This window comes from Candidatus Viridilinea mediisalina, from assembly GCF_002532535.1.
GTDB classification, from domain to species: domain Bacteria; phylum Chloroflexota; class Chloroflexia; order Chloroflexales; family Chloroflexaceae; genus Viridilinea; species Viridilinea mediisalina.
In genome coordinates this window covers 1-12,263 of sequence record NZ_NQWI01000134.1, presented here as the reverse complement: position 1 = coordinate 12,263, position 12,263 = coordinate 1, and the positions used below count along the sequence as shown (strand labels likewise).

Here is a 12,263-nt window from a genome sequence, read left to right as displayed (position 1 = left end):
CCGCCACCCGGAAAGATCCAGAACTGATGACCGTTCGTGCGGTCGTAAACCTTGACGAGCAGGACATGATGGTCACGCACAATCGCGGCTTGGTAACGAATATCGCGCTGTGGCATAGGTTGTGCCTCTCATACCAGTTACGAGTAATGAGTGACAAGTGACAAGCAGGGTATACCTCATTGCAATGCGGTCTGACATAATTTGCTATGCGGCATATTCAACGGCAATCGGTATCATTTCTCAAACATGGTTTCAGGTGCCTGGTTTCAGGTTTCAGCCTGAGCGCATCAGGATGCAGTGCGTGAGGCTACACTGTAACGTGGCAGTGCGCCACACCTTTGTCGCCGTCGTTGATTGGCTCGTCCTATGGCTGTTGCCATGCAATCACTCCAAATGATCATGAAACTTGGCCCCCAAACAGATCTGCAAGCTCTGCTGAAGATGGGCGCGCAACTTGCTATAGGCCAGTGCGCCACTCACATGGCCCTTGTCTAGCGTGGTGATCGCAACGGTAGGGCCATAGGCTGCGTGCTGCGTCTCGTAGCGAATATACTGGTCATGGAGCCCCAACAGCGGAAAGAGATTCGCGTGGCTCACACGTTGGTAGGCTGCGCTGAAGCTGAGGGCATGGGCGATGGCCTGCTCTGCCGCTGGATTGGATACGTTGACAAGCCGACGATAGATCGAGTGTAAGAAGACATCCTCTATACGCGGGCCTGCGAGCAGCGGCGCATAGCAATCGGCACTGTTGTGGTAGCTGTGATGAATGTTGGTAACAAAGCCGCCCAGACTGGTTCCGGTAATCATCACTGGCCCTTGGCCCGCAGCGCGGCAAGCTTGAACCAGACCCTCGATCAGTGTCACCGAGGTGGCCAGCATGGTTACATAGTTACGCAGATCGGCGATGCTCGCAATGAAGGCGCGTGCCGAACGATTAAAGGGGGCGCGCACAAAAATGAGGTTGGCAGTAAGCTCTTGCTGCGCCCGTCCCAAGATTTGCCGAAAGCTCTGCTCGATTGGATTCTCGCTTGTCCCATGGTGATAGATGATCACCGGGCGGGCTGTGGTGGCCCAACTTGCTACACGAAAGCCCGGATCGATGAGGCCTACGGGTGTCCGTGCTTGGAGCGCAACTGCGCCGACATCGGTGAGTGGCGGCACCTCTAGGTCAATCTTGGGCAGCAACGCACCCAGTGGTTCGCTTTCGACACTCCGGCGGAAATATTTCGCCCGCGCCAAGAGCAGGGCCGAAAGATTCATCGTGAGACGGTCACCTATGATATGCCAATTTCGCATGACAATGCTCCGCTGTATAGTCCTTTGGGCTGCATCACCGCACTACCTCAGCATACTCGCTCTCTTGGCAACTACCCTCAGTCTGCCGAACGATTATCCATGGTTCGGTCGGCTGATGTGTAACTTGTCACCCTATGAACGCATCCACGCGCTTGAATGTCATTAGATGTTTTTGTACAAAAATACAAAAAGTAAACATAAGTACTCTACTTGCCCCCCAGTCCAACAATCGCCGAGCGACTAGCTTCAATGCCGAGGCCCCAAGCTAGTAGGATGGTATGATCGGCACCACCCTCATCGCCCGCGTGCTATGGTACACTGACTCACACATGAAGAGCAGTAGGATACCCCGCAACAAAGGAGTTTGATGATGGCGCGTCCTGAGCTTCACGCTGCTGCTGAATTGCCCGGCGCGATGTTGCTGCCCCACACGGCGACGTTGCCTCCGGTGCCCCTTGAGCATACCACGATTGCTATAGATGTGGTTGGGCCGCTCGCCACAACCCAGGTGACGCAGTGCTTTCGTAATAGCCACACGGCCCCCCTTGATGCGCTCTATGTCTTTCCGTTGCCCGCTGAGGCGGCGGTGACTGGCTTTCGCTTGCGGGTGGGTCAGCGTGTGATTGAGGGTTCCTTGCGCCCCCAAGCGGAGGCGCAGGCATCTTTTGAGGCCGCAGCGGCGCGGGGGGCCGATGCGGCCCTGTTGGCACGCCAGCGCCCGAATCTCTTTAGCCTTGAAGTGGCGAACCTGCAACCCGGTGAACTGGTTGAAACAGAGCTCAATTTCTTTAGCCAAGTGCCCTTTGATGATGGCTGGTTTACGCTGACTATGCCCACGGTGGTGCTGCCGCGCTACCAGCCCGCCGCTGCGCCCACTGGCCCCAAAGAGGGCCAGGTGCCGCTCTTGCCCAAAGATGCGCCGGGGCATACCCTAAGTATGCAGATCAGCCTTGATGTCGGGCGCAAGCTGCAATTGGAGACCCAGGGCTTTCCGTGTGAGACGATTGAGCAGCGGGGCCGGACGCTTGTGCGTCTGAGCGATCCGGCTGCTGTGCCCGACCGCGATGCGCTGCTGCGCTACCGTCCCGCTGGTGAGGGCTATGCTGCTGCTACCTTTGCCTACCGCGCCGCTGGGCAGGCTGGTGCAACTCTGCTGATGCTGACGCCACGGGCATTGCCTAGTAACGCCGAGATTCTGCCGCGTGAACTGCTCTTTGTCTTTGACCGCAGCGGTTCGATGGCTGGCGATAGCATTGTGCAGGCCCGCAATGCGCTGCGAGCCTGTCTGCGGGCGCTCAATCCCGACGATACCTTCAATATCTTCCCCTTCGATAATGTCGTCGAGCAACTTGCGCCTGCGCCGCTGCCCTTCACCCAAGCGGCCCTCGACCAAGCCGATCAGTTTATTGCCCAGATTCATGCCCGCGGCGGTACCGAAATTGCCGGGGCGATTGGTCAGGCGCTCAGTCAGCCACGCGATCCCCAACGGCTACGCATGATCGTCTTTCTCACCGATGGCGCAGTAGGCAACGAGGACCGCGTCTTGCAGCAATTGGCCGCCCAACTGAATGAGGCGCGTGTCTTTGCCTTTGGGCTCGGTTCGGCGGTCAATCGCTTCCTGCTTGATCGGTTGGCGACCATTGGGCGCGGCTGTGCCGAGTATATCCTCAACGATGAGCCGATTGAGCCTGCGGTGGAACGTTTCCAGCGCCGCGCTGGTATGCCGCTGCTGCGTGATCTGAGTGTGGATTGGGGCGGGGCACTTGTGCGTGAGGCGCTACCCGAGCCCTTGCCCGATCTCTACGCTGGCCAGCCCTTGGTCCTCTTGGCCCGTTATGCCGCCACACGCGACCAAGCAACCACAGTGACGATCAAGGGGCGCACGGCCCAGGGCAGCTATAGTGAACAGCTTGCCCTTGAGCTTCCGCTGGCCACCCCCGATCGCGGCGGAGCTTGGGCCGCACTGCCGCAACTCTGGGCGCGGGCGCGGCTTGAGGCGCTTGAGGATGAAGCGCGCCTTGCCGCGAGCGAGCACAGCAAACACCGCGATCAAGCGGCAGCCCTTGCCCTAGAGTATGGCCTGCTCAGTGCCCACACATCCTTTGTGGCGATTGAGGAGGCACCTGCCGACGCCGATGGGCGGCGTAGTGATCAGAAAATAGTGGTACCAGTGCATCTGCCAGCGGGTACGCGGCGTGAAGCCTTTGAACCCGAGCCTGGGCCGTTGGGGGGGCAGCACTTCGCAGCCATGCGGGTTGCTCGTTCCGCAGCACTGCCCAAAGGGCTTAAGAGCCTAGCTTCGCGCTCTGGGATGTCAGCTATGCTGCTGGGTAGCGCCGCTGCGGATGAAGACGAAGGCACTGCGGCTATGTTTGCACCAAGCATGGCCCAAGCCGATGAACGCAGTGCCGCACCTTGCGAACCGCCACGCAGCGCCGCGCAGCGGCGCGAAGCCGCCCTGCGCTTCTTAGGGCGCACCCAAGGGGCCAACGGCACCTGGGCCGACGACGAGCGGGCGACCGTCCTCGCGCTACTCGCCTTCATCCACAGTGGCCACAGCCCCACCAAAGGCACCTTCCGACCACAGGTGCGCCGCGCCGCCACATGGCTCGAACAGCGCCCCGAGAATCCCTGGATCAACCTAGCCCTCCGCGCCCTCACGGGCCAACTCAGCCCCACCCAACTCAGCGCTGCCGCCACAACAGAACTGGAAACCCTTGGCCTCAGCCTCAACGAAATCAGCGCACGTCAACAGAACAGCGGCGACGGCAACGGCGGCGTCCTCGGCCCCAAGGCCAACCCCCAACGCCCCGATGCCATGACCATTGGCCTAACCGCTTGCCTGGCACTTTTAGTATAGTTGGGGCTGCGCCTTCGCGCATACGCATGATACGATACTTAGAAGCTGTCGGAAAAGCCGGGGGGCACACGCTGGAGTGCCGGCTTTAGCCGGCTAAAGCCGGCACTCCAACGCCAAACCATAGACTTTTCAGACAGCCTATTAGGGCTGCCGCCCTAAAACCCGCTCGTGGGGCTGCGCCCCAAACCCCCTCCAGGGGCTTAACTTCATACGCATGGGGCTACGCCCCAAACCCCATGTTGTGTTTCGTGTTGGCGGCAAAGCCGCCAACACGAAACACAACGAGTTCTTTTAAGGGAGGCGCAGCCTCGCCCACCCCGCCTAGTACCACAGGAAGAGCCTTGTTCACTCAGCAACTCAGCGACCAAATCCGCAGCGAAGCCCGCAAAGTCATTGTTGGCCAAGAAGAACCCTTCACGCTCCTGCTGACCGCGCTGCTAGCCGGGGGCCATGTGCTCTTGGAGGGTGTGCCGGGCACGGCCAAGACCCTGATGGCCAAAACGCTGGCAATGTTGTTGCGCGCCGAATATAAGCGCGTGCAGTTTACCCCCGACCTGATGCCCTCCGATGTGATTGGCACCCAGGTCTTTGAACCCAATACCGGCCAATTTCGGCTGCGGCGCGGCCCAATCTTCACCCAAGTGCTGCTCGGGGACGAGATCAATCGGGCACCCGCAAAGACACAGAGCGCCCTCCTGGAAGCGATGGAGGAGCGCCAGGTGACCATTGAGGGCCAGCGTTTAGCCCTACCCATGCCCTTCTTTGTGATTGCCACCCAGAATCCGGTGGAATACGAAGGCACCTACCCGCTACCGGAGGCGCAACTCGATCGTTTCCTCTTCAAGCTCCTGATTGACTACCCGCCCAGCGACGTAGAACTAGAAATATTGCAGCGCTACCATCGCGGCTTTGACGCCCACCACCTTGAAGCAGCGCAACTCCGTCCAGTCGTCGGGCCAGACGAGCTCAAAGCCTCTCGCAACGAAATTGGCACCGTAACCGTTGAAGAAGGCATCATCAAATACATCGGAGCCATCACCCAAGAGAGCCGTCGCAGCCCCGATCTCGTACTTGGCGGCTCAACGCGGGCAAGCATCGCACTGCTCCTCAGCAGCAAAGCCTACGCCGCCATCCAAGGGCGCACCTACGTCACCCCCGACGACATCAAACACCTCGTGCGCCCCGTCTACCGCCACCGCATCATCCTACGCCCCGAAGCCGAAGTCGAGGGCCTCACCCCCGAAACCGCCCTAGGGCGCATTCTAGCCCGCGTGGAAGTGCCGCGTTGAGTACGCCGCAGGCTAAAGCCTGCGGCTATTATGCGGTCGAAGCCCGCTACGCGGGCTGAGCCTGACTGGTGCAGCCCGCGTAGCAGGCTTTCACAGAGTCACCGACGGCTCGGTGGCTGAGTTTGCCATACTACAAACATGCTACCACCATGATGTATAATCGCTCCGACATGGATTGATTGGCTACGGGAAGATGTTAGGTTACTGTATAGCCTTGAGACATCCAAGGCTTTCTGAAGCCTCAGCCCTATTTCCTATTTCCTGTATCCTTAACCCCTACCGACATGTAAGGAGCAACCCCCAACGATGCCGAAGCGCAGCGATATTCATACTATTCTGATTATTGGCTCTGGGCCGATTGTGATTGGTCAGGCGTGTGAGTTTGATTATTCCGGGGCACAAGCCTGTAAAGCCCTCCGTGAAGAGGGCTATCGGGTGGTCTTGGTTAATTCTAATCCCGCGACAATCATGACCGACCCCGGGATGGCTGATGCGACCTATATTGAGCCGCTTGATGTGGCGAGCCTTGAACGGATTATTGCCAAAGAACGCCCCGATGCGCTCCTGCCTACGGTCGGGGGGCAGACTGCCCTGAATCTTGCGGTAGACCTCCATGAGGCGGGGGTGCTTGAACGCTACCATGTGGCGCTGATTGGTGCTTCGGTTGAGGCGGTGCGCGTTGCGGAGGATCGTCAGCTTTTCAAAGATAAGATGATTGAGATTGGCCTCCAAGTTCCCCGCTCCGGTACGGCCCATACGGTGGACGAGGCGCTGGAGGTGGTTGATCTCACGGGCTTTCCGGCAATCATTCGCCCCTCGTTTACCCTCGGTGGCTCTGGTGGTGGTATTGCGTACAACATGGAGGAGTTTAAGCTCATTGTTGAACGTGGCCTCGATGCTTCGCCCGTCACTCAGGTGCTGATTGAGGAGAGTGTCCTTGGTTGGAAGGAGTTTGAGCTGGAGGTGATGCGTGATCGCGCCGATAATGGGGTGATTATCTGTTCGATTGAGAATATTGATCCCATGGGTGTCCATACCGGCGATTCGATCACGGTTGCGCCCGCGATGACCCTCACCGACCGCGAGTATCAGCAGTTGCGCGATCAGGCGCTGGCGGTGCTGCGGGCCGTTGGTGTCGAGACGGGTGGCTCTAATGTGCAGTTTGCCGTCAGCCCCACCGATGGGCGTATCTATGTGATCGAGATGAATCCCCGCGTTTCGCGCTCTTCGGCCCTCGCCTCCAAGGCGACCGGCTTCCCGATTGCTAAGATTGCCGCCAAGCTCGCGGTGGGCTATACGCTCGATGAGTTGCCCAATGATATTACCCGCGAGACGCCCGCTAGCTTTGAGCCGACCCTCGATTATGTGGTGGTGAAGATTCCGCGCTGGACCTTTGAGAAGTTTGTTCAGGCTGATACAACACTTACGACGGCGATGAAGTCGGTGGGTGAGGTGATGGCGATTGGTCGTACCTTCCCCGAGGCGTTCCAGAAGGCGTGGCGTTCGCTTGAGCAGGGACGTATGGGTTGGGGCGCTGATGGCAAAGACCAGATTAACCCTGAACGGCTCCATGAGCGCTTGATTACGCCCACTCCTGAGCGTATGTTCTATGTGCGCTATGCTCTGCAGAGCGGGATGAGCCCTGAGCAGATCAATATGTTTACCAAGATTGACCCCTGGTTCCTTGAGCAGTTGGAGCAGGTGGTCAATCTTGAGGGGCGCTTGCGTGCCTTTGAGCTTTCGACTGTTCCCGCCGATCTGCTGCGCCAAGCGAAGCGGATGGGCTTTAGCGATGCCCAACTCGCCATCCTGCTGCGCGTCACTCCCGCTGATGTGCAGACGCTCCTCAATGAGACGCAGCTCCGCCCTTGGTCGCTTGAGTTGGCGGTGCGGGCGCGGCGTAAGGCACTTGGGATCATTCCTACCTTTCACCGCGTAGATACCTGCGCCGCTGAGTTTCCCGCCTTTACGCCCTATCTCTATTCGAGTTATGAGACCGAAGATGAGGCCGAGCCAACTACGCGCCAAAAGGTGATGATCCTTGGCTCTGGCCCTAACCGCATCGGCCAAGGGATTGAGTTTGACTACTGCTGTGTCCACGCGGTCTTTGGCCTGCGTGCCATGGGCTACGAGACCATTATGGTCAACTGTAACCCTGAGACGGTCTCGACCGATTATGATACCGCCGACCGGCTCTATTTTGAGCCGCTTACGTTGGAAGATGTGCTGAACATTGTTGATCTGGAAAAGCCGAGTGGTGTCTTGGTGCAGTTTGGCGGCCAGACGCCACTGAAGTTGGCGCGGGCGCTGGAGGCTGCCGGAGTGCCGATTTGGGGCACGCCGCCCGATGCGATTGATCTGGCGGAAGACCGCGACCGCTTCGGGGCGCTGTTGGATCGCTTGGAAATCCCTGCGCCCGCCCACGGTAGCGCCACCTCGTGGGAAGAAGCCTTGCATGTGGCGACTGCGATTGGCTACCCGCTGGTAGTGCGCCCCTCCTATGTGCTGGGGGGCCGCGCCATGGCGATTGTCTACGACGATGAGACCTTGGAGCGCTACATGCGCGAGGCGGTGGATGCCTCGCCTGAGCATCCGGTGCTGATTGATCGCTTCCTTGAAGATGCCTTTGAGATGGATGTGGACTGCATCGCCGATGGCAATGCAGTGGAGATCGCGGGCATTATGGAGCAGATCGAGTTGGCTGGGGTTCACTCCGGCGACAGCGCCTGCGTCATTCCGACCTACATGGTGCCCCCGGAACACGAAGCGACGATGCGTGCCTACACGGTGCGCCTCGCCAAAGAGCTCGGCGTCATCGGCCTGATGAACATCCAGTACGCCATGAAGGATGGCGTGGTCTATGTGCTTGAAGCCAACCCACGCGCCTCGCGCACCATCCCCTTTGTCGCCAAAGCCACCGGCGTTCCCTGGGCGCAGATTGCGGCACAATGCACTGCTGGCCGCCCGCTGGCCGAGTGGCAGGCGCAGATCGAACGCGGCGCAGGCCAGTTGAGCGCCCAAGGGGCGCAGCGCTACCACGTCAAAGAGGTGGTGCTACCCTGGGTTCGCTTCGCAGGCGTAGACACACTGCTCGGCCCGGAGATGCGCTCGACGGGGGAAGCAATGGGCAGCGGAGCCACCTTTGGCGAAGCCTTTGCCAAAGCGCAACTCGGCTGTGGCCATAAGTTGCCGATGAGCGGCAACGCCTTCCTCAGCGTCAACGACCGCGACAAAGCCAGCCTGCTACCGATTGCTCGTGGTCTCGCCGAGCTAGGCTTCAAGCTGATCGCCACCGGCGGCACCGCCGCCTACCTGCGCAGCCAAGGGTTAGCCGTCACCACCATCTTCAAAGTCAACGAAGGCCGCCCCAACACCGTAGACTACATCAAGAACAACGAGGTTGCCATGATCGTCAACACCCCCTTAGGCAAAGCCAGCTTCTTTGATGAAGTAGCCATCCGCCACGCCGCGATTGTCTATGGCATCCCAATGCTCACCACCCTCTCCGGGGCCGCCGCCGCCGTAGAAGCCATCCGGTCACTCCGCGACGACACCTGGACCGTCTTGAGCCTGCAGGAGCGGGCGGGGTAATGCGATTGTAGATTGTAGAAAGGGAGGGGTTCGGGGAGGGTGAAGCCCTCCCCGAAAACCCCACCCACCTTGCAAAGGAGGAACGACATGACAACAGTGGTTAAAGACAGTGAAGCTGTCATTGTCATCCCGGTAGATGCTGCAACAGCACAAGCCTATACGTCAGCATCTCCTGAAGATCAGTTACGAATGCAATTGATGTTGCGTTTTCATCTTCGTGCGTGGATCACAGATTCTTGTCGTCCATTACATGCAATTATGGATGATATAGGCCAAACAGCCAAAGTTCGCGGGCTGACACCGGAGATTCTGGAAGAAATCCTACGAGAAGAGGGTCTCGTATCGTGACCAACCTGAAGGTAGTGTTTGATACTGGTGTGTTGGTGAGTGCAGCACTATTACCAAATTCTCTACCCAGACAAGCGTTGGAATGTGCATACACCGATGGTATGCTCTTGGTATCGGATAGTACCCTACTTGAACTTAGAGATGTCCTACAGCGATCTCGCTTTCAACGTTATATCAATGACATAGAGCGTGATGAATTCTTAGCTGGTATTATTCGTCACTCCATACCCACACTTGTTAATGTTACAATTACCGAATGTCGTGATGTGAAGGATAATAAGTTCCTTGAATTGGCAGTAAGTGGCCAAGCGACATGCATTGTGAGCAGTGATACTGATCTGTTGGTGTTGCATCCTTTTCGTGGTATACCTATTCTAAATCCACGTCAATTTCTTAACATGCTCCACTAAGACAATAGCTAGAGCTACGTCAAAGTCACATTTGATGTAGCCCTAGACAATAGTCCCCACTATTGCTTCTTGACCATGACCTATGGTACAGTACCTAGTGCAATCAATAAGGAGGTTCCCGATGCGACGCATTGCACTGTTACTTGTACTCGCCCTCGTGGCCCTTGGCCTTGCGGCGTGTACTGAGCGTATGCCTACGGCTGAAGAGCTTGTGAGCCGTATGGAGGATGCGCGTGCGACCACGACGAGTGCTGAGGCGACGATAGATGTTCATGTTGAGAGTCCAGAGGGTGATGGTGCCCTGACTGTCCAGGGTTGGATGGAGCAGATCGATCCGAGTGCTGCGACAGGCCATCCCAATGTGCGGATGCGTGCCGAGGTTACGGCAGCCAGTGAGCCAAAGCTGGTTGGTAGCACTATGGTAAGCGATGGAACCACCTTCTGGCTCTATCATCCCACTGAGAATATGGTGGTCACGGGTGAGCTTGCCGAAATCAAGGAGCTTGCCCATTCCCAGCGGAGCAGTAGCCCGCCTATGCTCAATGATCTTGTGGCCCAAGGACTCGATGCGGTTGAATTGACCGTGCTTGGCATCGAGCAGGTGGCGGGTCAGGCTACGTGGAAGGTTGAAGTTACGCCCCGTCCCGAAACTAGTGCTAGGCTGCCCCTTGAGGGGCTGGTTCGTGCCACCCTGTGGGTTGATGAGGCGTTGGCACTGCCCTTGAAGCTTGAGGTGAATGCAAGTGACCTTGGTCAGGGTCGGATTGAAGTACGCGACCTTGTGGTCAATCAGCCAATTGATGCGGCCCACTTTAGCTTTGCTATTCCAGAAGGGGCGACGGTGCTCCAGGCTGCCGAGTTGATCGCCAAGGCCCAAGAGCAGCATGCCGCCAGCCTTGATGAGGCCCGTACTAGCGTCAGCTTTCATCTGCGTGAACCGAGCTACCTGCCCCACGGCGTCAGCCTCGTTGAGGTGCGTGTCGTCGGTACCAGTACGGTCATTATGAACTATGTTGGCGAACAGGTGAGCCTCAGTATTGTGCAGAGCAACGAAGCGATGATCGGCAACGAGCGCGAAGCACCACTCGGCAGCCTGAGCGAAGCGGTGATGATCAATGGGGCCGAAGCCACCATGATTACCAACAGCCAGACGCAAGGCAGCATGCTGCGCTGGGAAGCCAATGGCATCCGCTACATCATCGCTGGGCCGTTGCCCCCCCAAGAAGCCCTGCGTGTGGCTGAGGGCTTGCGCTGAGTGTACCCATGGTAATGCGCCTTCGCTTGCGAGCGAGGGCGTATAGCCCCAATACTTTGTTAGGGATGGTTTCGGAAACAGCCTTTCAGCTTTACCGTCGTAGTGCCGACTTTAGCCGGCATCCAATGGCTGGCTGCGACCTCAGCCGACTAAAGTCGGCACTACCTAATGGCGCAAACGGTAAAGTGTCCAACCATCCCGTTAGCGCGAAAAAGCCTTGGGTTCGCGGCCACCGCGCCGCTGGCTGAGCTTGTCGAAGCCAAGCGGCACGATCTAGGAATTCTTCGCGCTAACAAAGTTTTTGAGATACGAGTACCAACCCTTTGCGGCTTTGCGTGAGCTTATTTGAATGGCAGATTACCTGATTCATGCCGTTGGCTTGGCGCGGCGCTACCAGATGGGCAAGACGGCGGTGGATGCGCTGCGTGGCGTTGATGTGCAGGTTGAAGCGGGCGAGTTTGTTGCGCTGGTGGGGCCGAGTGGTAGCGGTAAATCTACGCTGCTGCACCTGATCGGGGGCTTGGTGCGCCCTACCGCCGGTGAAATCTGGGTCAATGGCCTCGAGTTGGGCGCGAGTAGCGATCAGCAATTGGTGGTCTACCGCCGCGATACCCTTGGCTTTGTCTTTCAGAGTTTCAACCTGCTGCCGATCAAGTTGGCTTGGGAGAATGTGGCGGTACCGTTGATGTTGGCGGGCATGCCTGCCGCACAACGTAAGGCGCGGGCACTCGAGATGCTCACCCAATTGGGCTTGGGCCAGCGCGGTCATCATCGCCCCAGTGAGTTGAGTGGTGGTGAACAGCAGCGGGTTGCCATCGCCCGCGCCCTCGCCAACCGCCCCCGGCTCCTGTTGGCCGATGAGCCAACCGGCAACCTCGATAGCCGTACCGGCAACGAAATTATGACCCTCCTCCAGCGCCTTGTGCGCGAAGAGGGCTTGACGATGCTGCTCGTGACCCACGACATGGGTGTGGCCCACTATGCCGACCGCATTGTCCACCTACGCGACGGCGCAATTGAGCGCATGGAGCAGGTGCGAGAGGCACCGAGGGATTGAACCACAGAGGCACTGAGGACACAGAGATGATGAAGTAAGGGAAGCAGAAATTTTTAAGCGTCCCAGCAGCCTGTCATGCTGAACAAAGCGAAGCATCTCGAAATTTGGTTACCACAAGAGACCTTTCGCTTCGCTCCTAAGGCGGCGCGGTGGTGCG

Annotated in this window: 8 protein-coding genes; 7 read left to right on the top strand and 1 reads right to left on the bottom strand. The window is 58.3% G+C overall.

Annotated features, from left to right (window positions below; genetic code table 11):
• Window positions 1-384 precede the first annotated feature (384 nt).
• The gene (locus CJ255_RS18835; protein ID WP_124682008.1) at window positions 385-1,296 is read right to left on the bottom strand and encodes a hypothetical protein; all 912 of its coding nucleotides are present in this window, start codon (window positions 1,294-1,296) and stop codon (window positions 385-387) included.
• Between the two features lie 367 nt (window positions 1,297-1,663).
• Between CJ255_RS18835 and CJ255_RS18830 the strand changes: the two genes are divergently transcribed.
• The 7 genes from CJ255_RS18830 to CJ255_RS18800 all read left to right on the top strand — a co-directional run bounded on the left by CJ255_RS18830 (window position 1,664) and on the right by CJ255_RS18800 (window position 12,106).
• A complete protein-coding gene (locus CJ255_RS18830) occupies window positions 1,664-4,156 on the top strand; it encodes a VIT domain-containing protein (RefSeq protein WP_097645637.1) in 2,493 nt (830 codons plus the stop codon).
• A gap of 341 nt (window positions 4,157-4,497) precedes the next feature.
• Window positions 4,498-5,445 (top strand): AAA family ATPase, encoded by a 948-nt coding sequence (locus tag CJ255_RS18825; RefSeq protein WP_097645636.1) that lies wholly within the window; start codon window positions 4,498-4,500, stop codon window positions 5,443-5,445.
• Between the two features lie 306 nt (window positions 5,446-5,751).
• Complete coding sequence (gene carB, locus CJ255_RS18820; protein WP_097645635.1) at window positions 5,752-9,036, top strand: carbamoyl-phosphate synthase large subunit; 3,285 nt, start codon at window positions 5,752-5,754, stop codon at window positions 9,034-9,036.
• Between the two features lie 87 nt (window positions 9,037-9,123).
• A complete protein-coding gene (locus tag CJ255_RS18815; protein WP_097645634.1) occupies window positions 9,124-9,384 on the top strand; it encodes a hypothetical protein in 261 nt (86 codons plus the stop codon).
• Window positions 9,381-9,794 carry a putative toxin-antitoxin system toxin component, PIN family gene (locus tag CJ255_RS18810; protein WP_245863579.1) on the top strand — a complete coding sequence of 138 codons (414 nt, stop codon included), beginning with the start codon at window positions 9,381-9,383 and terminating at the stop codon, window positions 9,792-9,794. The genes CJ255_RS18815 and CJ255_RS18810 overlap by 4 nt, the downstream gene beginning before the upstream one ends.
• 121 nt (window positions 9,795-9,915) lie before the next feature.
• Window positions 9,916-11,049, top strand: a complete 1,134-nt coding sequence (locus CJ255_RS18805; protein WP_165774804.1) for a DUF4367 domain-containing protein — start codon at window positions 9,916-9,918, stop codon at window positions 11,047-11,049.
• 349 nt (window positions 11,050-11,398) lie between these two features.
• On the top strand, window positions 11,399-12,106 hold the full coding sequence (locus CJ255_RS18800) for an ABC transporter ATP-binding protein (RefSeq protein WP_097645632.1): 708 nt from the start codon (window positions 11,399-11,401) through the stop codon (window positions 12,104-12,106).
• Window positions 12,107-12,263: the final 157 nt, after the last annotated feature.